This window comes from Pseudomonas sp. GXZC (assembly GCF_026967615.1).
GTDB classification, from domain to species: Bacteria; Pseudomonadota; Gammaproteobacteria; order Pseudomonadales; family Pseudomonadaceae; genus Aquipseudomonas; species Aquipseudomonas azotoformans_A.
Map to the genome: position 1 here is coordinate 5,786,396 of NZ_CP114115.1, position 26,201 is coordinate 5,812,596.

The 26,201-nt window shown below is 60.2% G+C and carries 22 protein-coding genes and 2 tRNA genes; 11 read left to right on the forward strand and 13 right to left on the reverse strand.

What is annotated here, in order from left to right; genetic code table 11:
- Positions 1–122: 122 nt before the first annotated feature.
- From groL to OZ428_RS27380, 5 genes are all read right to left on the reverse strand, one after another.
- The gene (gene groL, locus OZ428_RS27360; RefSeq protein WP_028617795.1) at positions 123–1,769 is read right to left on the reverse strand and encodes a chaperonin GroEL; all 1,647 of its coding nucleotides are present in this window, start codon (positions 1,767–1,769) and stop codon (positions 123–125) included.
- 50 nt (positions 1,770–1,819) lie between these two features.
- Positions 1,820–2,116, reverse strand: coding sequence for a co-chaperone GroES (locus OZ428_RS27365; RefSeq protein ID WP_016975516.1), 297 nt, complete (start codon positions 2,114–2,116; stop codon positions 1,820–1,822).
- Between the two features lie 247 nt (positions 2,117–2,363).
- Positions 2,364–2,840 (reverse strand): FxsA family protein, encoded by a 477-nt coding sequence (locus OZ428_RS27370; protein WP_269131911.1) that lies wholly within the window; start codon positions 2,838–2,840, stop codon positions 2,364–2,366.
- 66 nt (positions 2,841–2,906) lie between these two features.
- On the reverse strand, positions 2,907–3,638 hold the full coding sequence (locus OZ428_RS27375; RefSeq protein WP_269131912.1) for a HugZ family pyridoxamine 5'-phosphate oxidase: 732 nt from the start codon (positions 3,636–3,638) through the stop codon (positions 2,907–2,909).
- A 115-nt stretch (positions 3,639–3,753) separates the two neighbouring features.
- Positions 3,754–4,761 (reverse strand): DUF481 domain-containing protein, encoded by a 1,008-nt coding sequence (locus OZ428_RS27380; protein ID WP_033898563.1) that lies wholly within the window; start codon positions 4,759–4,761, stop codon positions 3,754–3,756.
- A 145-nt stretch (positions 4,762–4,906) separates the two neighbouring features.
- On the opposite strand from OZ428_RS27380, the gene OZ428_RS27385 reads away from it, so the two are divergent.
- The 4 genes from OZ428_RS27385 (at position 4,907) to OZ428_RS27400 (ending at position 9,764) form a co-directional block, all read left to right on the forward strand.
- Positions 4,907–5,269, forward strand: coding sequence for an MGMT family protein (locus tag OZ428_RS27385; protein ID WP_269131913.1), 363 nt, complete (start codon positions 4,907–4,909; stop codon positions 5,267–5,269).
- Positions 5,270–5,312: 43 nt separating this feature from the next.
- Positions 5,313–6,848: an AmpG family muropeptide MFS transporter gene (locus OZ428_RS27390; RefSeq protein ID WP_269131914.1), complete on the forward strand. Its 1,536-nt coding sequence runs from the start codon at positions 5,313–5,315 to the stop codon at positions 6,846–6,848.
- A 226-nt stretch (positions 6,849–7,074) separates the two neighbouring features.
- The gene (locus OZ428_RS27395; RefSeq protein ID WP_033898568.1) at positions 7,075–8,790 is read left to right on the forward strand and encodes a proline--tRNA ligase; all 1,716 of its coding nucleotides are present in this window, start codon (positions 7,075–7,077) and stop codon (positions 8,788–8,790) included.
- 20 nt (positions 8,791–8,810) lie between these two features.
- A complete protein-coding gene (locus OZ428_RS27400) occupies positions 8,811–9,764 on the forward strand; it encodes a hypothetical protein (protein ID WP_061433949.1) in 954 nt (317 codons plus the stop codon).
- 6 nt (positions 9,765–9,770) lie between these two features.
- Here OZ428_RS27400 and dinB read toward each other — a convergent pair whose 3' ends face one another.
- On the reverse strand, positions 9,771–10,832 hold the full coding sequence (gene dinB, locus OZ428_RS27405) for a DNA polymerase IV (RefSeq protein WP_269131915.1): 1,062 nt from the start codon (positions 10,830–10,832) through the stop codon (positions 9,771–9,773).
- Between the two features lie 279 nt (positions 10,833–11,111).
- Between dinB and OZ428_RS27410 the strand changes: the two genes are divergently transcribed.
- The 4 genes from OZ428_RS27410 to OZ428_RS27425 all read left to right on the forward strand — a co-directional run bounded on the left by OZ428_RS27410 (position 11,112) and on the right by OZ428_RS27425 (position 15,689).
- Positions 11,112–11,188, forward strand: a tRNA-Met gene (locus OZ428_RS27410).
- Between the two features lie 222 nt (positions 11,189–11,410).
- Positions 11,411–11,487: transfer RNA gene (locus OZ428_RS27415), tRNA-Met, on the forward strand.
- Positions 11,488–11,766: 279 nt separating this feature from the next.
- Positions 11,767–14,409, forward strand: coding sequence for a bifunctional lysylphosphatidylglycerol flippase/synthetase MprF (mprF, locus tag OZ428_RS27420; protein ID WP_016977730.1), 2,643 nt, complete (start codon positions 11,767–11,769; stop codon positions 14,407–14,409).
- A complete protein-coding gene (locus OZ428_RS27425; protein WP_269131916.1) occupies positions 14,409–15,689 on the forward strand; it encodes a virulence factor family protein in 1,281 nt (426 codons plus the stop codon). The genes mprF and OZ428_RS27425 overlap by 1 nt, the downstream gene beginning before the upstream one ends.
- 178 nt (positions 15,690–15,867) lie before the next feature.
- Here the strand turns inward: OZ428_RS27425 and recJ are convergent, their stop codons facing one another.
- Both recJ and OZ428_RS27435 read right to left on the reverse strand, forming a co-directional pair.
- A complete protein-coding gene (gene recJ, locus OZ428_RS27430; protein ID WP_269131917.1) occupies positions 15,868–17,577 on the reverse strand; it encodes a single-stranded-DNA-specific exonuclease RecJ in 1,710 nt (569 codons plus the stop codon).
- Between the two features lie 60 nt (positions 17,578–17,637).
- Complete coding sequence (locus OZ428_RS27435) at positions 17,638–18,180, reverse strand: YaeQ family protein (RefSeq protein ID WP_016977727.1); 543 nt, start codon at positions 18,178–18,180, stop codon at positions 17,638–17,640.
- Between the two features lie 149 nt (positions 18,181–18,329).
- Between OZ428_RS27435 and OZ428_RS27440 the strand changes: the two genes are divergently transcribed.
- Positions 18,330–19,529 (forward strand): CaiB/BaiF CoA transferase family protein, encoded by a 1,200-nt coding sequence (locus tag OZ428_RS27440; RefSeq protein ID WP_269131918.1) that lies wholly within the window; start codon positions 18,330–18,332, stop codon positions 19,527–19,529.
- Complete coding sequence (locus OZ428_RS27445; protein ID WP_269131920.1) at positions 19,529–20,395, forward strand: TIGR02285 family protein; 867 nt, start codon at positions 19,529–19,531, stop codon at positions 20,393–20,395. The genes OZ428_RS27440 and OZ428_RS27445 overlap by 1 nt, the downstream gene beginning before the upstream one ends.
- A 170-nt stretch (positions 20,396–20,565) precedes the next feature.
- Here the strand turns inward: OZ428_RS27445 and OZ428_RS27450 are convergent, their stop codons facing one another.
- Positions 20,566–20,850: a DUF3509 domain-containing protein gene (locus OZ428_RS27450; protein ID WP_033898579.1), complete on the reverse strand. Its 285-nt coding sequence runs from the start codon at positions 20,848–20,850 to the stop codon at positions 20,566–20,568.
- Between the two features lie 314 nt (positions 20,851–21,164).
- Between OZ428_RS27450 and OZ428_RS27455 the strand changes: the two genes are divergently transcribed.
- Complete coding sequence (locus OZ428_RS27455) at positions 21,165–21,386, forward strand: hypothetical protein (RefSeq protein WP_016971927.1); 222 nt, start codon at positions 21,165–21,167, stop codon at positions 21,384–21,386.
- A gap of 81 nt (positions 21,387–21,467) precedes the next feature.
- On the opposite strand, the gene thrC is transcribed toward OZ428_RS27455, so the two are convergent.
- From thrC to xerD, 4 genes are all read right to left on the reverse strand, one after another.
- On the reverse strand, positions 21,468–22,877 hold the full coding sequence (gene thrC, locus OZ428_RS27460; protein ID WP_269131921.1) for a threonine synthase: 1,410 nt from the start codon (positions 22,875–22,877) through the stop codon (positions 21,468–21,470).
- A 67-nt stretch (positions 22,878–22,944) separates the two neighbouring features.
- Positions 22,945–24,249 carry a homoserine dehydrogenase gene (locus OZ428_RS27465; protein WP_010207988.1) on the reverse strand — a complete coding sequence of 435 codons (1,305 nt, stop codon included), beginning with the start codon at positions 24,247–24,249 and terminating at the stop codon, positions 22,945–22,947.
- Between the two features lie 129 nt (positions 24,250–24,378).
- Positions 24,379–25,110, reverse strand: coding sequence for a thioredoxin fold domain-containing protein (locus OZ428_RS27470; RefSeq protein ID WP_010207987.1), 732 nt, complete (start codon positions 25,108–25,110; stop codon positions 24,379–24,381).
- A 142-nt stretch (positions 25,111–25,252) separates the two neighbouring features.
- A complete protein-coding gene (gene xerD, locus OZ428_RS27475; protein WP_016977717.1) occupies positions 25,253–26,149 on the reverse strand; it encodes a site-specific tyrosine recombinase XerD in 897 nt (298 codons plus the stop codon).
- Positions 26,150–26,201: the final 52 nt, after the last annotated feature.

Here is a 26,201-nt window from a genome sequence, read left to right on the forward strand (position 1 = left end):
CCGCGGGATGACATTCAAGAAGCTGTTGCGTCGACGCGGGATTGGCTGAGCGAACAGTCGCCCATAAAAAAACCCGCCTGCATCACTGCAGGCGGGTTTTTTATTAGCCGGGTAAGGCTGGCTTACATCATGCCGCCCATGCCACCCATGCCGCCCATGTCTGGCATACCGCCGCCAGCTGCGCCTTCAGCCTTCGGCTTGTCGGCGATTGCAGCTTCGGTGGTCAGGATCAGACCGCCGATGGAGGCTGCTGCTTGCAGCGCGGAACGGGTTACCTTGGTAGGGTCCAGGATGCCCATTTCGATCATGTCGCCGTAGACGCCAGTCGCAGCGTTGTAACCGTAGTTACCTTTGCCGTTCTTGACTTCGTTGACCACAACGCTTGGCTCGTCGCCGGAGTTGGCAGCGATCTGGCGCAGTGGTGCTTCAACAGCGCGACGCAGTACGGCAATACCGACGTTCTGGTCAGCGTTGTCGCCGGTCAGGTTGGCCAGGGCTTCCAGAGCACGGATCAGCGCAACGCCACCGCCAGGTACCACACCTTCTTCAACGGCTGCGCGGGTTGCGTGCAGGGCGTCTTCAACGCGGGCTTTCTTCTCTTTCATTTCAACTTCGGAACCGGCGCCAACCTTGATCACTGCAACGCCGCCGGACAGCTTGGCCAGGCGCTCTTGCAGTTTTTCACGGTCGTAGTCGGACGAAGTCTCGGCAACCTGGGCACGGATCTGGGTGATGCGAGCCTGGATGTCCTGCTCTACGCCAGCACCGTCAACGATGATGGTGTTTTCTTTGGAGATGGTCACGCGCTTTGCACTGCCCAGGTTTTCCAGGGTGGCGCTTTCCAGGCTCAGGCCGATCTCTTCGGAGATAACGGTACCGCCGGTCAGGACGGCGATGTCCTGCAGCATGGCCTTGCGACGGTCGCCGAAGCCTGGCGCCTTGACGGCTGCGACTTTAACGATGCCACGCATGTTGTTCACAACCAGCGTTGCCAGGGCTTCGCCTTCAACGTCTTCGGAAACGATCAGCAGTGGGCGGCCGGCTTTGGCAACGGCTTCCAGTACTGGCAGCATTTCGCGGATGTTGGAGATCTTTTTGTCGACCAGCAGGATCAGCGGGCTGTCCAGCTCGGCAACCATGGTTTCTGGCTTGTTGACGAAGTACGGGGACAGGTAGCCACGGTCGAACTGCATGCCTTCTACAACCGACAGTTCGTTTTCCAGGCCAGTGCCTTCTTCAACGGTGATCACGCCTTCTTTGCCGACTTTTTCCATGGCTTCGGCAATGATGTCGCCGATGGAGCTGTCGGAGTTGGCAGAGATGGTGCCTACCTGAGCGATTGCCTTGGTGTCAGCGCATGGCTTGGACAGGTTTTTCAGCTCGGCAACGATAGCGATGGTCGCCTTGTCGATACCGCGCTTCAGGTCCATCGGGTTCATACCGGCAGCGACGGCTTTGTAGCCTTCGTTGACGATGGCCTGAGCCAGGACGGTAGCGGTGGTGGTGCCGTCGCCTGCGTCATCGTTGGCACGGGAGGCAACGTCTTTGACCAGCTGCGCGCCCATGTTTTCGAAACGGTCTTCCAGTTCGATTTCTTTGGCTACGGAAACGCCGTCCTTGGTGATGGTCGGAGCGCCGAAGCTCTTCTCGATGATCACGTTACGGCCTTTCGGGCCCAGGGTCGCTTTTACTGCGTCAGCCAGGATGTTGACACCGGTGAGCATTTTCTTGCGGGCGGAATCGCCGAATTTAACTTCTTTAGCAGCCATGATCGATAATCCTTAAATACTTTGGAGTAACGGGAAAATGAGCGGGGAAATTACGCTTCCAGTACGGCGAGAATCTCGTTCTCAGCCATGACCAGCAGGTCTTCGCCGTCAACTTTCACAGTGTTGCTGCCGGAGTAAGGGCCGAATACAACCTTGTCACCGACTTTAACGGCCAGAGCACGCACTTCACCGTTTTCCAGGGTTTTGCCTGGGCCAGCAGCGACGATCACACCGTGGTTGGCTTTTTCAGCAGCCGAACCTGGCAGAACGATCCCGCCGGCGGTTTTCTTTTCTTCTTCGCTGCGACGGATTACGACGCGGTCGTGCAGAGGACGAAGCTTGCTCATTGTCGATCTCTCCTAATTGTGTTTTTCATCGGCCGGTGTCAGTACCGGCGGGTTGTATTCCGGCTGTGCCGGTCGCGCCTCGCCAAGCAAGACGCGGAAGTCTGTCTGGTGTCGCCACCAGAAACCTTGCGGTGACCGTTACATAAGGGCGCATAAGCTTATTACAAGGGGCCTCGGCGTAATTTTTTTACGTGTGCCGACGGCTCAAAGCAACACGGCACCCAGAGGTGCCGTGCCAGTGAAGCGGTTATTTGCTGTCGCGGTGTTCGAACTCGCCTTCGATCACATCACCTTCACGCCCCAGCGGCTGGCGCGGAGCCGGACCGCCACGGGGTTGCAGGTCATCGGCGAACGCACGCTGGCGAACCGCAGCCTCTTCGGCGCGCTGGCGCATCTTGCCGGCCAGCAGTTTGCGGGTGAGCGGCAGCAACATCACCAGGCCCACCACGTCGCTGATGAAACCCGGCAGGATCAACAGGCCACCGGCCAGGGCCATCATCAGGCCTTCGAGCATGGTCTGGGCGGGCAGCTCGCCACGGTTCAGGCTTTCACGGGCACGCAGCGCCGTGGCCAGGCCGGCGACGCGCAGCACCAGAACGCCGAGCATCGAGCCGAGAATGATCAGCAACAGGGCCGGGAAAAAGCCGATCGCACTGCTGACTTGAACGAATACGAACAGCTCCAACACCGGGAACAGCAGAAAGAGCAATAAAAAAGGGCGCATCAAATGGTTCCTCAACGCAAGAATGCCTTGCCAGTCCACCTTAGATGACGTCGCCGTTTCGTGAATTCAAGCGTCAGCGGCTTCTTTTTTCGGCCAGACCTCGGCGTGAGCCAATGAAACCAGGGCTTCGCGTACTTGTGTCGGCGTGTTGCAAGACTCCGCAAACGGCAACCAATATAAGGATTGGCCTATACGCAAGTGCATGCCTTCGCTGTCGATGCCGGCCAACTGGGCAGGCTCGGACGTCGGCAGGCCGGTGAGGTCGACGTAATGGGCAATGGCCTTGGTGTGATCGCTGTTCATGTGTTCGATCATGCTGCGCTCGGCCTTGCCCGCGAACGGGTTGGCCAATGTCAGCTGGTCGACCCAATGAATCGCGCCAAAGCCGCCGATGTAACGGTGACGCACCGGCTTGAGTACCCAGAAGTCGAAGTCGTGGGCCTTGTGATAGTTGGCTGAATCGGGGAAATAGCGGTAATAACGCTCGGCAGCCGCCTCGATGGCAGCGCCCTCCTCCAGTTTTTCGGCTTCGGCCAGGTAGGTCAGGCGCCCGACGGCCTGCACGTCATCCGCCTCGCGCTCACCCACCAGCAGCGAGCACTTGGGGTCTTTCTGCAGGTTGTGGGTGTGCTGGGCAATGCGGCTGATCAGGATCAGCGGGCGGCCCTGCTCATCCAGGCAATACGGCACGACCGAACCGAAGGGGAAGCCAGGCATGGCTTTGGACAGTGTGGAGAGAGCCCCACGGTATTCCTTGAGCAACAGCTCTCGGGCGTTCTTGGCAACCTGTGCGCTCAACGTATGACTCCTCGGATAATCAGTCGCCCATGGCCTATGGAGCCTATGGGAATGAATCTCAACGCAAGGTAATCATTATCGGCAAAGGTTGCCAAGCAGGTTTTGTTCGCCCGTGTTACCAGGCTACGCCGAAGCCTGCGGTGTAACGGGTCTTGCTCAAGCTGCTGTCGGAGTCGCCACTGATGATGTCGCGCTCGGCCTTGAGGTTGAGCGAAGCCCACTCGGTGACTTTGTAGCGCAGGCCCATTTCCGCATCCAGCGAGTATTCGGCCGGGCCGCCGATCGGCTTGCCCACTTCGCCGTTGGTGAAGAACTCGACGGTCTTGCCCACCAGGTAGCGGTTGTAGTTCCACTTCATGGCCAGGGAATAGAAGTTGTCCTTGCCGCCGTCGGCGTATTCATAGTCGGTGCGGTTGACCAGCGAGCCCAGGGAGAACGCGCCGAGTTCATCGTCCCAGAACTGATAGCCGGGGCCGGTGCCGACGGTGCGTTGGCGGGACAGGTCTTCAACCTTGTCGCGCTTGTAGGTCAAGCGGCCCTGCCAGAACCAATGCTCGGTCAGGAAGCGGTCAAGGTCGTATTCCAGGGCCCAGTTGTCGGTGGTGGTGACATCATCCTGGAACTCGCGGTTGTACTCGCCCTGCCCGGTGTGACGCCATTGGCCATGGCGGGCGGTGGTCTTGAAGTCGATGTCGTAGTCATTGGTGTCTTTGTCGGCGCGTTTATAGTCCAGCGCCATGTCCACGTTGCCTTTCCACACCAGGTCTTCGATCACCGGCTTGGGCTTGATGATCTGTTGGATGCTGGCCAAATCGACGGTCTTGGGCGCTTCACCGTTGGCCAGCACCACCTTGCCGTCATCCGCTGCTTTCAGCGACTTGGCCTTCTCGCCGGTGTAGGCGTCCTGCTTGACCAGCAGTTCCTGATCACTCTCCAGGGTTTTCACCTGTTTCCAGTCCACCGGGATGGCGCCTGCGTAATCGGTCTGGATCAGCAGCTTGCCACCGTCGAAGACCTTGATCTTGCCGGTCAGGCGGTCACCGTTCTTCAACCAGACGGTATCGGCGAGCAAGGGCGTGGAGGCGCTGAAAACAGCGAGGCACAGCAGGGTTCTGGACAACATAAGCGGATCGGGAGCTCAAGGTTGGCAAAAAGGGGCGATTATCGTGTTAGATAGCTAGGACTGACTCAAGGATTTAAGTTGAGTTCAATTCTCATCAGCACACTTACAGACCTTTCCTACAATTGTGCCGTCGGTATCAATGGATATGCCCACCGTGAATCAGCCCGCCGAAACGCCACAAAGCCCCGCCGAAATGCGCCGCACCGCGCTCTACCTGACCCTGGCCCAAGTGCCCGCAGGCTGCGTGGTGAGCTACGGCGAGCTGGCTCACTTGGCGGGCCTCGGCCGTGCGGCGCGTTGGGTGGGACGCACCCTCAGCCAACTCCCCGAAGACACCAGGCTGCCCTGGCACCGAGTGCTGGGTGCCGGTGGTCGGATAAGTCTGCCGGTGGGCAGTGCTTCGGGTGACGAGCAGCGGGCGCGTTTGCGCGATGAAGGTGTCAATATCCTGAACAATCGCGTTGATATTCAGCGCCATGGCTGGCGCCCGGTAGAGCACAGCGGTTAGAGTGCGCGCTTTGTTTCCGCAAATCTGAGGCAGACTCCAGCCCATGCCCCGTAAAACCTGGCGCGCCGCGCTCGCTGCCTATGCCAGCCCCTCGACGTTAGTCCTGTTGTTGCTCGGCTTTGCCGCCGGCCTGCCTTACATGTTGGTGTTCTCGACGCTTTCAGTGTGGTTGCGTGAAGCCGGTGTGGCCCGCGAGACCATCGGCTATGCGAGCCTGATCGGTTTGGCGTATGCCTTTAAATGGGTGTGGTCGCCGTTGCTCGACCAGTGGCGCCTGCCGCTGCTCGGCAAACTCGGACGCCGTCGCTCCTGGCTGGTGCTGGCCCAGTCGCTGGTGATCCTTGGGTTGATCGGCATGGGTTTTTGCGACCCTCAGAAACACTTGTCCTGGCTGATCGCTATCGCTGTCATCGTCGCCTTTGCGTCCGCCACCCAGGACATCGCCGTCGACGCCTACCGCCTGGAAATCGCCGACGACAGCCGCCAGGCTGCGTTGGCCGCCAGTTACATGTCCGGTTATCGCATCGCCGCCCTGCTCGCCACGGCGGGTGCGCTGTTTTTTGCAGAAGGCTTCGGTTCCACCGGTTTCAACTATAAACACTCGGCCTGGACCGGCACCTATGTGCTGTTCGGCTTATTGATGATCCCGGCGCTGCTGACCACCCTGTTCATGCGCGAACCCAATGTGCCACTGCGTACCCAGTTGCAGGCCGGGCGTTACAGCTTCGTGCATCAGCTGGCATCGGTGTTCGTACTGATCGTGTTGCTGGTGTCAGTGCCGGCGATGTTCACCCAACTGTTCAACACCGATTTCGAAAGCGTGCTGTTCCACGGCATGAGCCTGTGGGACTTGCTCATGGAAGACCGCGCGTTCCTGCGCGCCATCCTCTATATCACCCTGACCTCCCTGTGCCTCTCGGCCATGGGTCGGCGTGGCCTGGCGCCGGTGCTGACGCCGGTCAACGACTTCATCCTGCGCTACCGCTGGCAGGCGTTGTTGCTGCTGGGGCTGATCGCCACCTACCGCATGTCCGACACTGTAATGGGCGTGATGGCCAACGTGTTCTACATCGACCAGGGCTTTACCAAGGACCAGATCGCCGGGGTCAGCAAGATCTTCGGCCTGATCATGACCCTGGTCGGCGCCGGCATGGGCGGCCTGCTGATCGTGCGCTTCGGCATCCTGCCGATCCTGTTCATCGGCGGCGTAGCGTCGGCCGGCACCAACCTATTGTTCGTGATGCTCGCCGACATGGGCCCGGACCTGCAGATGCTGATCTTCACCATTTCCCTGGATAACTTCAGCTCAGGGCTGGCGACCTCGGCATTCGTGGCCTACCTTTCGAGCCTGACCAACCTGAAGTTCTCCGCCACCCAATATGCGTTGCTCAGCTCGATCATGCTGCTGTTGCCGCGCCTGATCGGTGGGTATTCGGGGGTGATGGTGGAGAAGTTCGGCTATCACAACTTCTTCCTGATCACCTGCATGCTGGGTGTGCCGACGCTGGTGCTGATTGCGCTGCATTGGTTTCAGGAGAATCGGCGGGCGAAGTTGAATCCGCCTGCTGTTGAAGAATAACCCTTTAAAGACTGGCTTTTTGTGGTGAGCAAGCTTGCTTGCGCTGAGGTGCGAAGCGCCCCTGAAAAAGCCGGCGACTGCTACGCAGTCGAACGGGAGCAAGCTCCCTCGCCACAGCAAGCTCTGCTCCTACAGACAGCCCTACATTCTGATGCCTGTACGGCGACAGTTTGCGCCCGTACAATCCAGAGTCATTTCAAGTCCAAGCAACCGACAACGGCCTACCATGCGTACCAGTCAATATTTGCTCGCCACACAGAAAGAAACGCCTTCCGACGCGGTCGTGATCAGCCATCAGCTGATGCTGCGCGCCGGCATGATCCGCAAACTGGCCTCCGGCCTGTACACCTGGCTGCCCATGGGCTTGAAGGTGATGCGCAAGGTCGAAGCCATCGTTCGTGAAGAAATGAACGCTGCCGGCTCTCTGGAAGTGTTGATGCCGAGCACCCAACCGGCTGAACTGTGGCAGGAATCCGGGCGCTGGGAAGAGTACGGCCCTGAGTTGCTGCGCTTCAAGGATCGTCATGGCCGCGATTTCTGCGCCGGCCCGACCCACGAAGAAGTGATCACCGACCTGATGCGCAACGAGCTGAGCAGCTACAAGCAGCTGCCGCTGAACCTGTATCAGATCCAGACCAAATTCCGTGACGAAATCCGCCCACGCTTCGGTTTGATGCGCGGCCGTGAATTCATCATGAAGGACGCGTATTCGTTCCACGCCGACCAGGCATCGCTGCAGGTCACCTACGACCGCATGCACCAGGCCTATTGCAACGTGTTCACGCGCCTGGGCCTGAAATTCCGCCCGGTTGAAGCTGACAACGGCTCCATCGGCGGCGCTGGCTCCCACGAATTCCACGTGCTGGCCGAGTCCGGCGAAGACGACATCGTATTCAGCAACGGCTCCGACTACGCGGCAAACATCGAGAAAGCCGAAGCCGTGCCACGGGAAACCTCCCGCCCAGCACCGGCTGAAGAGCTGCGCCTGGTGGACACGCCAGAGACCAAGACCATCGCGGCCCTGGTGGAAAAATTCAATCTGCCGATTGAAAAAACCATCAAGACCCTGATCGTGCGCGCCGAAGAAGAAGGCAAGCTGATCGCCCTGGTGATCCGTGGCGATCACGAACTCAACGAAATCAAGGCCGCCCAGCAACCTGGCGTGGCCAGCCCGCTGGTCATGGCTACCGACGCCGAACTGCGTGACGCCATTGGCGCCGGCGCGGGTTCGCTCGGTCCGCTGAACCTGCCGCTGCCAATCATCATCGACCGCTCAGTCGAGCTGATGAGCGACTTCGGCATCGGCGCGAACATCGACGACAAGCACTACTTCGGTGTGAACTGGGAGCGTGACCTGCCGGTTCCGACCGTGGCCGACTTGCGTAACGTCGTGGCCGGTGACCCAAGCCCGGATGGCAAGGGCACCCTGGAAATCAAGCGCGGCATCGAAGTCGGGCACATCTTCCAGCTGGGTAACAAGTACAGCCAGGCGATGAACTGCAAAGTGCTGGGCGAGAACGGCAAGCCGGTGATCCTGGAAATGGGTTGCTACGGCATTGGCGTTTCCCGCGTGGTGGCCGCTGCCATCGAGCAGAACAACGACGCGAACGGCATCATCTGGAGCGACACCCTGGCGCCATTCCAGATCGCCCTGGTACCGCTGCGTTATGAAACCGAGCAAGTACGCGAAGCCACCGACAAACTGTATGCCGATCTGACGGCCGCCGGTTTTGAAGTATTGCTGGATGACCGGGACAAGAAAACCAGCCCAGGCATCAAGTTCGCCGACATGGAACTGATTGGCATCCCGCACCGGATCGTGGTCAGTGACCGCGGCCTGGCCGATGGCAATCTGGAATACAAGAGCCGGACCGAAGCCGAAGCCCAACCGTTGCCGGTGGCTGACGTGCTGTCTTTCCTTCAGGCGCGTATTCGTCGCTGAAAATCAGATCAAGAGAAGTCATGTTCAAGCGAAACACCAGAGCCCTGGGGGGCGCCGCCTTGTGCGGCGCCCTGCTGGTCAGCGGCTGCGCCAACCAGATGTCGCAACGCAGTGAGCACGAGGAGCGGGTCGAGCGTAAGTTGCTCGACCACAGCCTGCAGATCGATGTAGGCGAACCCAAAGTGCTGGAGCTGCCGCAACGCCGGGTCCGTATTCACGAGCAGAAGACCTTTGAGGTCACCGAGTTCGAAGTCACCCGTCGTTACGACCGCTACACGCCCTACCAGCCCTGGCGCAAACTCTATGAGATGCCGTTGGGTGCCGTAGCCCTGGTGGCCGGCGCGGGCGCCAATGTGGTGAACGTCTTCGCCCTTGGCAACCTGCCGACCAGCGTGACGCGTGACTGGCTGACCTACGGCGTGGACGGTCTCAACCCGTTCATGAACGTGCAGTCCCACGGCCGTGCGCAACAGAACCTGGCGGGGATCGATGAAGTCCAGCGCGACAAGCGTGTGGAGTATTCGAGCCTGCCCTGGAGCGAACGCCCGGTGCAAGTCACCGCCGGCAAGCAGGTCCATGAGCTGACCACCGACCGTAACGGCGTACTGCGCCTGAACCTGTTGGACAGCCCATTTGCCGAGCAGGACCTGAACCGCGTCACGACCTTGAAGATCAGCGTGGAAGATGGCCAGGACGACGTGCATTCGGACTCCACGCTGGCGGTCAGCAGCACCTTGCGCAACAAGTTGCTGGAAGCGCACGGCCTGATCTACGACGACCTGGAAGACGACGAAGTCAGCCAGTGGGTGCACCGCGTCAAGCGCCTGTCTGAGCTGGGCCTGGAAGAAGAAGCCAGTGAGCTGGAACAAAGCCTGATCGAACTGACCCGCAATGATCCCGAGTTGCAGCAGGAATTCCTGCAAGCGCTGACCAAGGATGCGGGGCGGTTGGTGGCGGATCCCGGGGCTCGCTGAAAATGATTAGTGGCTGAACAGCTCCAGCTGTTCATTGCCACTACTCAGGTCCAGCAACCGCACCCCAATCCCCAGCAACCGCACCGGCTTCCCGCCTCGATTGAACGCCTGCGTCAGCAGCTGTTGATAACTCTCCAGATCCCGCCCTGCCCCCGCCTGCTCCAAGGTGGTCTGGGTAAAATCATGAAATTTCACCTTAACGAACGGCTTGCCCGCCCGATAACTGCTGTCGATGCGCGCCATGCGTCCGGCCAGGGTTTCCATCAGTTCAGGGAGCTTGGCCAGGCAGCTTGAGAGGTCCGGCAAATCCACGTCGTAGGTATTTTCCACACTGATCGACTGCCGGCGACTGTCGTTCTGCACCACGCGGTCATCGATCCCACGGGCCAGGCTCCACAGCCGCTCGCCAAAACTGCCGAATTCGCGCACCAGCGCCAGCTTGTTCCATTCGCGCAACTGCAGGCAGTCTTCGATCCCCAGGCGCGCAAGCTTGTCCGCTGTGACTTTGCCTACGCCGTGCAACTTACTTACGCGCAATTGCGAGACGAAGTCTTCGACCTGGTCGGGAGTAATCACAAAGAGTCCGTTGGGCTTCTTCCAGTCGCTGGCGATCTTGGCCAGGAACTTGTTCGGCGCTACACCGGCGGACACGGTGATATGCAATTGGTTGGAGACACGCCGGCGAATATCCTGGGCGATGCGCGTGGCACTGCCGCCGAAATGTGGGCTGTCGGACACGTCCAGATAGGCTTCATCCAGCGACAACGGCTCGATCAGGTCGGTGTAGTCGCGAAAGATCGTCTGGATTTCCTTCGATGCTTCTTTATAGGCATCCATGCGCGGCTTGACGATGGTCAGGTCCGGGCACAGCTTCAAGGCGTGGCGTGACGACATGGCCGAGCGCACGCCATAGGCCCGCGCCTCGTAGTTGCAGGTGGCGATCACCCCACGGCGATCTGCCGAGCCACCTACGGCCAGCGGTTTTTGCGCCAGGCTCGGGTCATCGCGCATCTCGATGGCGGCGTAGAAGCAATCACAGTCGACGTGGATGATTTTGCGCTGCGTCATATAAACGGGGTGTGTACCTACGGGTGGCCAGTATCGCATTCACACCTGTATATAGCACCAGTAGTTTGATTCTTCCGCTTGAGCGGTAGGAAAAATCCCAGATGAATTTATTTTCTCAATCGAATTTGGCCTGCTGATAGAGCTGAAAGCCTCGGCCAGACTGGGCTGGCGAGGTATCGAGAGGCCTCCTTGGAGAGCTAACCGATTGAACCACAAGCGCTTTTCTTCAATTCACGGGTTGACACACCCGCGTTCCTCTGTAGAATGCCGACACACAGACGCGGGATGGAGCAGTCTGGTAGCTCGTCGGGCTCATAACCCGAAGGTCGTCGGTTCAAATCCGGCTCCCGCAACCAAACATCAAAAAAGGCTACTCGAAAGAGTGGCCTTTTTTGTGTCTGTCAGTTATGCAGGCTGCTTCGCAACCTGGCGCGGGGCAAGCCCGCTCACCACAGCAAGCCCGCTCACTCCAAAAACCTTTTCCAATCTGAAACTTAGGTTGCCTGAGCAGTTATTTGACCGATATATCCATTAACAGTTGACACCCCGCCGTTGGGCTGTAGAATGCCGCCCACAGACGCGGGATGGAGCAGTCTGGTAGCTCGTCGGGCTCATAACCCGAAGGTCGTCGGTTCAAATCCGGCTCCCGCAACCAAACATCAAAAAAGGCTACTCGAAAGAGTGGCCTTTTTTGTATCCGGTGAAAAAGTTCTTCTGAAACAATGGCATGGCATCTTTCATGAAACCGCACGCGGTTTGTAGAGTCCATCTCATTGCAAGCTATGCTCAATGCTCAAGCGCTACCCTCTACGACCAATGGCCGCAGTCGCCGCACCCGGTGATACGCGTTAATATTTGTAATTATTTTGTCCATAGGGATTGGTAACTTGGCTGGATACCTCCATCCTGTCGCGCACAATCCACGAGGTGATTGATGCGCGCCAACTCGTCTGAACCACAAGACACTGTCACAGCAGAACAACCGATCACACCCACCCGTTTGCGTTGGCTGGATCTGGTGAGTAAGTACCGGCAACCCATCGGGCTGGCCGTCACTCTATTGTTGTTCGCCATCGCCCTGATCGCCTGCCGCCACCTGCTGCTGGAACTGGACCTCTACGCCCTCCACGATTCGATCCTGGAAGTGCCCAAGCCCGCCCTGCTCGGCGCGTTTGCGGCGGCCGTCGCCGGTTTCGTCATTCTATTGGGCTACGAATTTTCCGGTGCGCGCTACGCGGGCGTGAACCTGCCCGCCAAAACCCTGGCCCTGGGTGGCTTTACCGCGTTTGCCATCGGCAATGCGATTGGCCTGTCGATGCTCTCCGGCGGTTCGGTGCGTTACCGTTTATATGCACGCCATGGCATCGGGGCTTCGGAAGTCGCCCACATGACAGTGTTCGCCAGCCTGGCGCTCGGCACAGCACTGCCGCCACTGGCCGCATTGGCGACACTGAGCAACCTGCCCGCCGCTTCGACCTACCTGCATTTGCCACAAGCTGTGCTGGGCGGTATTGCTGGCGCGGTGCTGCTGTTGTCGGCGGTGTTGTGCATCGGCATCTATCGCCGTCGCCTGCCGGAACAACCCTACCCGGATAACCTGTTGGTCAAAGCCGGTCGTCGTACCTTGCGCCTGCCGGGTCGCCGCCTGACCTTCCTGCAACTGATCATTACCGCGCTGGACGTGGCCGCTGCCGCCACTGTTCTTTATATGCTGCTGCCGGAAGCGCCACCGTTCGGTCCCTTCCTGCTGGTGTACCTGCTGGCCTTGGCCGCCGGTGTGCTCAGCCACGTGCCGGGCGGTGTGGGCGTATTCGAAGCGATCCTGCTGGCGGCCTTCGCTGACAAACTGGGTGCCGCGCCATTGGCCGCCGCCCTGCTGCTGTATCGCATGATCTATGTGGTGCTGCCGCTGTTGATTGCCTGCGTGTTCCTGTTGGTCAACGAAGCGCAGCGACTGTTCCAGACCCAGCAAAGCCTGCGGGTTGCCTCTGGGCTGGCCGCGCCAGTGCTGGCCGTACTGGTTTTTTTGTCCGGCGTGGTCCTGCTGTTCTCTGGCGCCACGCCCGAAATCGACTCACGCCTGGAAAACATCGGCTTCCTGATTCCCCACCGCCTGATTGACGCCTCGCACTTTGGCGCCAGCCTGATCGGCGTGCTGTGCCTGTTGCTGGCCCAGGGCCTGCGCCGACGCTTATCGGCCGCCTGGATGCTGACCATGGTGCTGCTGTTGGTCGGCGCCCTGCTCTCGCTGCTCAAGGGTTTCGACTGGGAAGAAGCCAGCCTGATGACCATGACCGCGATCCTGCTGGCGATCTTCAGACGCTCGTTCTATCGCGCCAGCCGCCTGACCGAACTGCCCTTCTCGCCGCTGTACCTGGTAGCCAGTGTCTGCGTGCTGGGCGCTTCGATCTGGCTGCTGCTGTTCGCTTATCAAGACGTGCCTTACAGCCATCAGCTGTGGTGGCAGTTCACCCTCGACGCCAACGCCCCACGCGGCCTGCGTTCGCTGTTGGGTGCCGCTGTGGTGCTGGTGGTTGTGTCGCTGACCTGGCTGCTGCGCACCGCCCGCCCGGTGATCCACCTGCCGACACCCGACGAACTGGAGCGCGCCAGTAAGATCCTGATGGCCTCGTCCCAGCCCGACGGTGGCCTGGCGCTTACCGGTGACAAGGCGCTGCTGTTCCACCCCAATGATGAAGCGTTCCTGATGTATGCCCGTCGCGGCCGTAGCCTGGTAGCGTTGTACGACCCGATCGGCCCGACCCAGCCGCGGGCCGAGATGATCTGGCAGTTCCGTGACCTGTGCGACATCCACCACGCGCGCCCGGTGTTCTACCAGGTCCGCGCCGAGAACCTGCCGTACTACATGGACATCGGCCTCACCGCCATCAAGCTGGGCGAAGAAGCCCGTGTCGACCTGAAACGCTTTGACCTGGAAGCCAAGGGCAAAGAGATGAAGGACCTGCGCTACACCTGGAACCGTGGCTCGCGGGACGGCCTGTCCCTGGAGATCTGCGAACCGGGCACCGCGCCGATGGACGAGCTCAAGGTGATCTCCGATGCCTGGCTGACCGGCAAGAATGTGCGGGAAAAAGGCTTTTCCCTGGGACGCTTCAGCGACGACTACCTCAAGCACTTTCGTATTGCGATCATTCGCTTCGAAGGGCGCCCGGTGGCCTTCGCCAACCTGCTCGAGACCTACAACCACGACCTGGCCAGTCTCGACCTGATGCGCGCCCACCCGGATGCGCCCAAGCTGACCATGGAGTTCATGATGGTCGGCCTGATTCAACACTATAAGAGTCACGGCTACGCCCGCTTCAGCCTCGGCATGGTGCCGTTGTCGGGCCTGCAACCACGACGCGGCGCCCCGTTGACCCAACGCCTGGGTTCGATGGTGTTCCGTCGTGGCGAGCAACTGTATAACTTCCAAGGTTTGCGCCGCTTCAAAGACAAGTTCCAGCCTGACTGGGAACCCCGTTACATGGCCGTGCCCGCAGGACTTGATCCGCTGGTGGCACTGGCCGATACCGCCGCCCTGATCGCGGGCGGCTTGACTGGATTGGTGAAACGCTGATGATTCGACGCTCCTGGCGGTATGTATTGGCCTTTGTAGTGCTGCTCGCCCTGGTCCTGGGTGGCGGCTATTGGTACTGGAACCGCCCTGCCCCGCAGCCGACCCTGGAGCAATTGCCCCAGGCCGATGGTTCGGTGATGACCCGCGTCACCCCGTACGGCACGGCCAAAGCCCGCGTGGCCGTGGCCGTGATGGCCGCCGATGTACTGACCGACAGCCAACTGATTGCCTTGAGCCAAGGCGGCAAGGCGCAGATCATTCAGGTAATCCTGCCCAAGGACGACTGCAAGCTGCAGGAACAAGCGCTGCAAAGCGCCCTGGGCCAGCTCAAGGGCCCCGCGACGCTGGTCAGCGGTATCGGCCCTGGTGCAAGCCTGGCATGGCGCTGGCTGGCCGCTCAGAACGACGACAAGGCCAACGCCATCTCCGTCGGTTTCGCCATGACCCAGGAAGGTTGCAAGGACCCGCTGCCGAAAACGGCCGCCCACGGCAATTGGCTGGTGGCCTGGAACGACAACCCTGAGGATGATGCTGCCAGTTTCGTACGCGACACACCGCGTGCCACCACCAGCATCAGCGACTACGACATTCACTACCCGCAAGTACTGAACAACGAGTTGCGCAAGCAACTGGTGGGTTCGGACAACGGCGGCCTGGCGATTCCGGTGGTTGAAGTGCCGGCCGGCCAAGCCAAAGATACCGTCACCCTGTTCCTCTCCGGTGATGGCGGCTGGCGTGACCTGGACCGCGACGTGGCGGGCGAGATGGCCAAGATCGGCTACCCGGTGGTGGGTATCGACACCCTGCGCTACTACTGGCAGCACAAGACCCCGGAACAGAGCGCCAAGGACCTCACCGAACTGATGCAGCACTACCGTCAGAAATGGGGCACCAAGCGCTTCGTATTGACCGGTTATTCGTTCGGCGCCGATGTGTTGCCGGCCATCTACAACCGTATGCCGGAAAACGAGCAGCAGCGTGTGGACGCAATCATCCTTCTGGCGTTTGCGCGCACGGGCAGCTTCGAGATTGAAGTGGAAGGCTGGTTGGGCAACGCTGGTAAGGAAGCCGCCACTGGGCCAGAAATGGCCAAGTTGCCACCTGAGAAAGTGGTGTGCATCTACGGTGCGGAAGAGGTCGACGAGAGCGGTTGCACGGATAAGACGGCCGTGGGTGAAGCGCTGAAGCTGCCAGGTGGGCATCACTTCGATGAGAACTACCCGGCGCTGGCCAAGCGGTTGGTGGATATCATCGTCAAACACCAGGCCAAAGCCGAATAGGCTCCCCCAATGTAGTGAGCGGGCTTGCCCCGCGCTGGGCTGCGCAGCGGCCCTAAAACCAAACGCCGCATTCTGCCTGACAGAATGCGGCGTTTTTATCAGGGCGGCTTCGCCACCCAACGCGGGGCAAGCCCGCTCACCACAACAAGCCCGCTCACCATAAAAAAACCGCTGAGATTTAGCGCGGTTCGATGTGGGCAATCATCAACTGCACAGTCTCATTCCCACGAAACTCGTTCACATCCAGCTTGTAAGCCAATTCCACCCAACGCACGGTCGGGTTCGGCCAGACCTCACGGTCCACCCCAAACGCAATGCCATCGAGCTTCACCGAACCGCATTCAGTCTTGAGCACCACCTTCAGGTGACGCTCACCCACCACGCGCTGCTCCACCAACTGGAATACACCGTGAAAGACCGGCTCGGGAAAGTGCTGCCCCCACGGCCCGGCATGCCGCAGCGCGTGGGCCAGTTCCAGGTGAAATTCTTCCACCGCCAGAGTGCCGTCCGACAGCAGCCGACCGGTCAGGTCTTCTTCACGCAATTGGCGACGCACTTCAGCATCAAAGGCTTCGGCAAACAGCGGGAAGTTTTCTTCGGGCAACGTCAGCCCTGCCGCCATGGCGTGACCGCCGTATTTGGCGATCAGGTTGGGATGCTGGCTCGCAACCACCGCCAGCGCATCACGGATATGAAACCCCTGCACAGAGCGCCCTGAGCCCTTGAGCAAGCCATCACCGGCGTCGGCGAAGGCGATGGTCGGGCGAAAGTAACGTTCTTTCATACGCGACGCGAGAATCCCGATCACGCCCTGGTGCCATTCCGGATCAAACAGGCACAAGCCGTAAGGCATCGACTCCACCGGCAAGTCCTTGAGCTGGGCCAGGGCTTCGCGCTGCATGCCTTGCTCGATGGATTTGCGGTCCTGGTTCATGCCGTCCAGTTGCGCGGCCATTTCCCGCGCCGCGGCAACGTCGGTGGTGAGCAGGCATTCGATGCCCAGGCTCATGTCATCCAGACGACCGGCAGCGTTCAGGCGTGGCCCGAGGATAAATCCCAGGTCGGTTGAGGTGATACGCGCGGCATCGCGCTTGGCCACTTCCAGGATCGCCTTGATCCCTGGCCGCGCACGGCCGGCGCGGATACGCTCCAGGCCCTGATGCACGAGGATGCGGTTGTTGGCATCCAGGGGCACCACGTCGGCGACGCTGCCCAGGGCAACCAGGTCGAGCAATTCACCGATGTTGGGTTGAGGCTTATTCTCGTACCAGCCCAAGCTGCGCAGGCGCGCGCGCAGGGCCATCAGCACATAAAAGATCACGCCGACACCGGCCAGTGCTTTGCTCGGGAATTCGCAGCCAGGCTGGTTCGGGTTGACGATGGCATCCGCCGCCGGCAACTCATCGCCGGGCAAGTGGTGGTCCGTCACCAACACCTGCAACCCCGCCGCTTTCGCCGCCGCCACGCCTTCGACGCTGGAAATGCCGTTGTCCACAGTGATCAGCAATTGCGGCTCACGCTGCAGGGCGACTGCAACGATTTCCGGGGTCAGGCCATAGCCGTACTCGAAACGATTGGGCACCAGATAGTCAACATGGGCCGCACCGAGCAAACGCAGGCCCAGGGTGCCCACGGTGCTGGCCGTGGCGCCATCGGCGTCAAAGTCACCCACGATAAGGATGCGCTGGCGCTGCTCCAGCGCGGTCACCAGCAAGTCCACCGCCGCGTCGATCCCCTTGAGCTGCTGGTAGGGAATCAACCGCGCCAGGCTTTTATCCAGCTCAGCCTCGGACTGCACCCCGCGCGCGGCGTAGAGACGGGTCAACAGCGGTGGCAATTCACCGAGAAACGGCAGGACGGCGGGTAACGGGCGAGGATCGATGCGCATGGTGTGACGGAGACTTCTCTTCTGATACGGAAATAAAACAGGTGACCGGCGGCGATCCAATCAACCGCGTTCGCCGACCAACCACTGCAACTGCACTTCATGCTGGCCACGGTCGTCGGTGACAAACATCGTGCCTTCGCTGATCATCACGTCCCACTTGATGACGCGGGGCATGTCCTTGGCCAGGGTCTCGAGGACTTCCTGAGGCACGGCGGCGATGTGTACGTTTTTCAGGTTATTCGCTACCGGCACGACCTTGCCTTCCCAAACGCGCAAGCTGCCGTAGGCCAGCAGGCTGGTGCGCTCGGTGCGACGCGAGCACCAGGTGAGGCGGTCGGCATCGGGCTGGCCGACTTCGATCCAGTGCAGGACCCGATCATCCAGGCTTTTTTCCCACAGGGCTGGCTCGTCTACATCTGACAGTCCGCGCCCGAACGACAGCTGCTCGTTGTACCAGAGGGCGTAGGCCAGCAGGCGCACAGTCATGCGCTCTTCCGTTTCCGACGGATGGCGGGCGATGGTCTGTTTGACACTCTCGTACACCGAGCGATCAAGGTCGGTGAGGTTGAGTTCGAATTTGTAGGTCGTGGACGGCTGGGCCATGAACGGGCTTCTAGAGACAGGGAAAGGCGGCCAGTCTAACCGATGGCGGGGTCATTCAACGAATCGTGCGCTGCATCATCCTTATCCCTGGCCTGCCCGCCTATGTTAAAAGGCATCACATTACCGCTCTTGCGCAAACAAGGATCCTCATGCCGTTCAACGCCAAACCGCTTGCCGGACTGAAAGTCATCGAACTCGGCACCCTGATCGCCGGCCCGTTTGCCTCACGTATCTGCGCGGAATTCGGCGCTGAGGTGATCAAGGTCGAATCGCCCGACGGCGGCGACCCCCTGCGCAAATGGCGCAAGCTGTACGAGGGCACGTCGCTGTGGTGGTTCGTGCAGGCGCGCAACAAGCAGTCGCTGACGCTGAACCTCAAGCACCCGGACGGCCTGGCCATCCTCAAGCAGTTGCTGGCCGACGCCGACATCCTGATCGAGAATTTCCGCCCCGGCGTGCTGGAGAAACTCGGCCTGAGCTGGGAAACCCTGCACGCCCTCAACCCCAAGCTGGTGATGGTGCGCCTCTCCGGCTTTGGCCAGACCGGGCCGATGAAAGACCAACCCGGCTTTGGCGCCGTGGGCGAATCCATGGGCGGCTTGCGCTACATCACCGGCTTTGAAGACCGCCCGCCGGTCCGCACCGGTATTTCCATCGGTGACTCGATCGCCGCGCTGTGGGCGGTGATTGGTGCGTTGATGGCGCTGCGTCATCGCGAAGTCAACGGCGGCCTGGGCCAGGTGGTGGATGTGGCGCTGTACGAAGCCATCTTCGCCATGATGGAAAGCATGATCCCGGAGTTCGACGTGTTTGGCTTTATTCGCGAACGCACCGGCAACATCATGCCCGGTATCACGCCCTCCTCGATCCACACCAGCGCCGATGGCAAGCATGTGCAGATTGGCGCCAACGGCGATGCGATTTTCAAGCGCTTCATGTCCGCTATTGGCCGTGAGGATTTGGCCAACGATCCTGTACTTGCCAGCAATGACGGGCGCGATAGCCGCCGTGATGAACTGTACGGCGTGATTGATCGCTGGGTGAATTCGCTACCGCTGGATCAGGTGATAGAGATCCTGAACAAAGCCGAAGTACCCGCCAGCCGCATCTACAGCGCCGAGGACATGCTCGGCGACCCGCAATTCCTGGCCAGGGAGATGTTCCTCAAGGCCAAGTTGCCTGGCGGCAAAGACTTCAAGATGCCCGGCATCGTGCCCAAGCTGTCGGACACGCCGGGCAGCTGCGAGTGGGTTGGGCCGCAGTTGGGTGAACATAACAGTGTGGTGCTGGGCGGGCTGGGTTACGACGTTGCCGCGATTGCGCGTTTACGTGAGGCAGGCGCGATCTGATGGGACGCAGGCTTACTCAGCTTTGCCTGAGTGCCCTACTCGCCTGGGCCCCGATCGCCAGCGCAGAAGACACGCTGGTGTGGTTATTGCGCGACTTGCCGCCACTGACCATTTTCGAAGGCCCAAGCAAAGGCCAGGGCGCGCTGGATCAGTTGCTGCCGATACTCATCCAACGCCTGCCGGAATATCGGCACCAGGTGCTGCACGTCAATCGCGCGCGGGGCATGCAAATGCTGCGTGAGCCCACGTTCACCTGTGACCCCTCATTGCTGTGGACGGCCGAGCGGGCCAGATACATCGTGTTTTCCAGCCAGGCATTTGTGGTCGCCAGCAATGGCGTCACGGTGCGGCGTAACCAGCAAGAAGCCATGGCGCCCTACATCACGCAAGGCCAGTTTGACCTGCAGACGTTCCTTGATGCCCACAAAACCCGGGTGGGTGCCATCGCAGAGCGCAGCTACGGGCCTGTCATCGATGAACGGCTCAAGCACGCCGATGCGCACAAGCTCGCACTGCATTACGGTAACGACGCCCTGGGTAGCCTGTTGCAGATGCAGCGCCTGGGCAGGCTTGAGGCGGTGTTGGGTTATTGGCCGGAAATCCGCTATCACGCGATGCAACAGGGCATCGCCTCGGACGACCTGATCTTTTACCCCATCCAAGGCTCGGCACCTTACCAGCACACGCATATCGGCTGTTCGGACACGCCTCAGGGACGCCAGGCCATCGAACGGATCAACCAGGTATTGCACGAGATCCCACAGGAGCAGGTACAGCAGTCCTACGCCTCATGGCTGGACCCGGTCATGCGCGAACAGTATCTGCGCGATAACCCAAGCTTTTTCCAGGACTCGCCGGAGCCGTGACAAATCGCGGGCAAAAAGAAACCCCGAAGCGTGGGGAGACACTTCGGGGTTAAACGTGGCCTACAAAGACCAGTACAACAAGGCACAAACACCGGAGCACAATGTTTGCTCTTGCTGTTACGAAATCTGACCGGCCACGTTGTAGGAAGTTTCCACAGTTAAACAATTCTTCATGCGGCAGTGGCGCTGCGGGTCTGGGCTGCGTTGCGCAAGGCCGCGATGACCGAGGGCTCCAGGCGCCCTTCAGCGATTTTAATGTCGCGTAGCAGACAGTCCACAACATCCACCAGCACGCGCTTGTCCATCAATTGGGCGCGGTCGACTTCACGTTCGACCACGATGGCGCCAGCAGGATTCTTCACGGTTACCAGGCACTCGTCCTGCACACCAGAGGTGGTCAGCGTAACCTGATAAGGGCTCAGTGCTTCTTCGAGCAATAGGCTGATACTTTCCATCTCGATCACCACTCAATAGTTCGGGAACAATCGTTTCAACGGGAGCTGCATCTATCCTAAGTGACTGTTTGTGACGTAGGAAAGTTCGCTTTATCGTCTTTATGGGGCCGTCAGGGGGTGACGGATTCCAGCATGCGCTTGCAACATGACAGGGAAAAAACGGCGGCACATAACTGCTTACGCAATGGGCAGCTGTTTTGGGGTTGGCCGAGGGCTGGGGCCAGAGATGAATCCTATACTCGGTAGGCGCTGGTGGTGCTGCGGTGCAGGCAAAAGCGCATGTCAAAAGGCCGTTACTACGAAGGATGATCAAGATGGCGGAACAAAATGAACAGCAGACATCGACAGACAGAATGCACGCCGAGGTATCACGTATTTTTGCTGAAATAGCACGTATGAATGCAGAGCAGAACAAACTCAATAAAGAGTCCCTGAAGATAACCTGTGAGACTTTCTGGTACCCAGTGGGTATCGCGACGGGATTCTATGCCGCAGTCGGCACCGTAATCGTCGTCGCTCAGAAACTATTCTCGTAACGCTTGACCCGGCCTGCCAGAAACAAAAAACGCCGCTGACCCAAGGAAGGGAAAGCGGCGTTTTTGTCTGCGCGGTGCGCCTTACAACGGCTTACCACGGTTGCCATGCTGGCTGACAAACGCCTGCACAGCCTTCAAGTCATTGGCCAATACGGTGCAACGCTCTTCACGCTCAAACAAATCAGTCAGGTGCACCGGCAATTCCAGCGCCTTGCCAACGCCGGCCTTCTCCACCGCTTCCGGGAATTTGACCGGGTGGGCGGTGCCCAGGATCACCATCGGGATGTCCAGGCTGCGACGGCATTCGCGGGCGGCCTTCACACCGATAGCGGTGTGCGGGTCCAGCAGCTCACCGGTCTGGGCGTAGACTTCTGCGATGGTTTCGCAGGTCTGAGCATCGTCAACGGCCAGGGAATCGAACAGCTTGCGGGTTTCGGTCCAGCGCTCTTCTTCCACGCTGAAACCGCCACCGCTCTTGAAGGAGTCCATCAGGCCGGCAATCGCTGCGCCGTTGCGGCCATGCATGTCGAACAGCAGGCGCTCGAAGTTCGACGAGACCATGATGTCCATGGACGGCGACAGCGTGGCGTGCAGGGTTTCCTTGACGTACTGGTTGCCGCTCATGAAGCGGTGCAGGATGTCGTTGCGGTTGGTGGCGACGATCAACTGGTTGATCGGCAGGCCCATGTTGCGCGCCAGGTAACCGGCGAAGATGTCGCCGAAGTTGCCGGTCGGCACCGAGAACGATACCGAACGCGCCGGGCCGCCCAACTGCAGGGATGCATGGAAGTAGTAGACGATCTGGGCCATGATCCGCGCCCAGTTGATCGAGTTCACCGCTACCAGGCGTGTGCCCTTCAGGAAGCTCTGGTCAGCGAAGCTGTTCTTGACCATTTCCTGGCAGTCATCGAAGTTGCCTTCGATGGCGATGTTGTGGATGTTCTCACCAAAGATGGTGGTCATCTGGCGACGCTGCACTTCCGATACGCGCTTGTGCGGGTGCAGGATGAAGATGTCGACGTTTTCGCAGTGCTTGCACCCTTCGATGGCGGCCGAACCGGTGTCACCGGAGGTGGCGCCGATGATCACCACGCGCTCGCCGCGCTTCTCCAGCACGTAATCGAGCAGGCGACCCAGCAGTTGCAGGGCGAAATCCTTGAACGCCAGGGTTGGGCCGTGGAACAGTTCCAGTACCCATTCGTTACCGTTCAATTGGCGCAGCGGTGCGATGGCGTTGTGGGAAAACACGCCATAGGTCTCTTCCAGAATCTTCTTGAAATCCGCATCCGGAATGCTGCCGGTGACGAACGGGCGCATCACGCGGAACGCCAGCTCGTGGTACGGCAGGCCGGCCCACGAGGCGATCTCTTCCTGGGTGAAGCGCGGCAGGTTTTCCGGCACGTACAGGCCGCCGTCAGTGGCAAGGCCTGCCAGTAAAACGTCTTCGAAATTCAGGGCCGGTGCCTGGCCGCGGGTGCTGATATAACGCATGACTGGCTCCTCTAGAGCATTCTTGGACAAGGGCCGCCGAACCTGCGGGGCCCTTGCAGCAAAACCATTAGTTCAGGTGTTCGACGCGAATCCGCACCACCGGGCCGACCACGCCTTGCAGGGCTTCCAGGGCAGCGATGGCATCATTGATGTGCTGTTCGAGCACGCGGTGCGTCAGCAGGATCATCGGCACCTGGCCGTTTTGCTCCTCGACTTCCTTCTGCATGATCGACTCTATGTTGATACCGCGCTCCGACAGGATGCTCGCGACCTGGGCCAACACGCCCGGATGATCCTGGGCCTGGATGCGCAGGTAGTAGGCGCTTTCACAGGCCTCGATCGGCAAAATCGGGTGGGCCGACAGCGAATCCGGCTGGAAGGCCAGGTGCGGTACGCGGTTTTCCGGGTCGCTGGTCATGGCGCGAACCACGTCCACCAGGTCGGCGATCACCGACGAAGCGGTCGGCTCCATGCCGGCGCCGGCGCCGTAGAACAGGGTCGAACCGGCGGCGTCACCGTTGACCATCACGGCGTTCATCACGCCATTGACGTTGGCGATCAGGCGGTCGGCCGGGATCAGGGTCGGGTGCACACGCAGCTCGATACCGGCTGGAGTGCTGCGCGCCACACCGAGGTGCTTGATGCGGTAGCCCAGGGCTTCGGCGTAGTTCACGTCGGCGGTGGTCAGCTTGGTGATGCCTTCGGTGTAGGCCTTGTCGAACTGCAGCGGAATACCAAAGGCAATAGAGGCCAGGATGGTCAGCTTGTGCGCCGCATCGATGCCTTCTACGTCGAAGGTCGGGTCGGCTTCGGCGTAACCCAGGGCTTGGGCTTCGGCCAGCACGTCTTCGAAGGTACGGCCCTTCTCGCGCATTTCGGTAAGGATGAAGTTACCGGTGCCGTTGATGATACCGGCCACCCAGTTGATGCGGTTGGCGGACAGGCCTTCACGGATCGCCTTGATTACCGGGATGCCACCGGCCACGGCGGCTTCGAACGCGACGATCACACCCTTCTCACGCGCCTTGGCGAAGATCTCGTTGCCGTGCACGGCGATCAGCGCCTTGTTGGCGGTGACCACGTGCTTGCCGTTCTCGATGGCCTTGAGCACCAGCTCACGGGCCACGGTGTAGCCGCCGACCAGCTCGATGACGATATCGATTTCAGGGTTGGTGGCAACGGCGAAGACATCGTTGGTAATCGCAATACCGGTCGTTTCGAACTGAGGCTTTGGCGAACGCGTGGCAATTTGCGCCACTTCAATCCCGCGACCTGCACGGCGGGAAATTTCCTCAGCGTTACGCTGAAGTACGTTAAAGGTGCCGCCACCGACGGTCCCCAACCCACAGATGCCTACTTTGACCGGTTTCACTGAAGAACTCCCCATGAAACGGCCGACGCTAGGTCGGCCGTGGAAAACAGCCGCACGACTGCGGCTTGCAATTAAAGACCCGCCGACGTGTCAGCGAGCCTTGATCGTCGACGTTTCGACGATACTGATTTATTTGGCACTGAGCGCCAGTTTGGCAACTTGTGGTGCCGGCTGGTAGCCCGGAATCACTTGGCCGTCAGCCAAAACGATGGCCGGTGTACCGTTCACGCCGATGGACTGACCCAACGCGAACTGCTTGGAAACCGGGTTGGCACATTTGGCCGCCTTGATTTCCTTGCCATCGACCATCTTGTCCATGGCGGCTTTCTTGTCAGCCGAGCACCACACCGCTTGCAGCTGCTCATCACCCGGCGAACCCAGGCCCTGGCGCGGGAACGCCACGTAGCGGACTTCCACGCCCAGCTTGTTCAGCGCCGGCACTTCGGCGTGCAGCTTGTGGCAGTACGGGCAGGTGGTGTCTGTGAACACGGTGATGTGGGTCTTGGTCTCGCCGATGGCCGGGTAAACCACGGTTTCCGCTACCGGGATGCCGTTGATCAGCTTGGACACGCCCAGGCGCTCGGCTTTCTCGGTGAGGTTGACCGGCTTGCCGTCCTTCAACTGGAACAGGTAGCCCTGGACGATGTACTGGCCGTCGGCACTGGCGTACAGCACGCGGCTGCCCTTGAGCTTGACTTCATACAGGCCGGCCATCGGGCTGGCGCTGATGCTTTCGATCGGGGTATCGAGTTGCAGGTTGGCCAGGCTCTTGCGGATGGTCTGCTCGGCAGCGTCATCGGCAAACGCAAAGGTGGAAACCAACGCAATGGCTGCGGCGGCAATAATCTGGGTCAAGCGCATGGGAACTCCTGAAGGCAGATGCAGGGACGGGAGCAAGAATACTGAACTGAAAACACAGGTTTGTGCCGTCCCCTTTGCTAACCGGCAAAGCCTACCACAGTTGGGCCGCAGGGCAGCCCGTGGCGGGATAAATTGGCGGTTTTCAGCCGCGCGGGTGGTGCTTGGCGTGCATATCCTGCAAACGGGCTCGGGCAACGTGGGTGTAGATCTGGGTTGTGGATAAGTCGCTGTGGCCGAGCAGCATCTGCACCACGCGCAAATCCGCACCGTGGTTGAGCAAATGCGTGGCGAAGGCATGGCGCAAGGTGTGCGGCGACAAGGTCTTGCCGATCCCCGCGACCTTGGCCTGGTGCTTGATGCGATGCCAGAAGGTCTGCCGCGTCATCTGCTCGCCGCGCAGGCTGGGAAACAATACGTCGCTGGGCCGTCCGCCCAGCAGCTCACTGCGAGCATCACGCATATAGCGCTCGACCCACACAATCGCCTCCTCGCCCATGGGCACCAGCCTTTCCTTGCTGCCCTTGCCCATCACCCGCAGCACGCCCTGGCGCAGGTTGACTTGCTCCAGGGTCAGGCTGATCAACTCGGTCACCCGCAGGCCACAGGCGTATAGAACCTCCAGCATGGCGCGGTCGCGTTGGCCGATGGCTTCGCTGAGGTCGGGGGCGGCCAGTAAGGCCTCCACGTCAGTTTCTGACAGAGACTTAGGAAGAGGCCTACCTAATTGCGGCATGTCGACTTGTAGAGTCGGATCCACCGCTATCAACTTTTCACGCAACAGATAGCGATAAAAGCCACGCACTCCGGAGAGAAATCTCGCCGTGGAACGTGGCTTGTAGTTTTGCTCAAGGCGCCAGGCCAGGTGGTCGAGAATCAGCTCGCGCCCAGCATTGATCAGCTCGAGGTTTTTCTCCTGCAGCCAACCGTTGAACAGGGCCAGGTCACTGCGGTAGGCCTGGCGCGTATTGTCCGACAGGCCTTTTTCCAGCCAGAGGGCGTCGAGAAAACGGTCGATAAGCAGGTGATCAATGGCAGGCATGGGCACTCAAGCGACGCGGCACGGGGCTTTGCGGCAATTAATTAGTGAACTG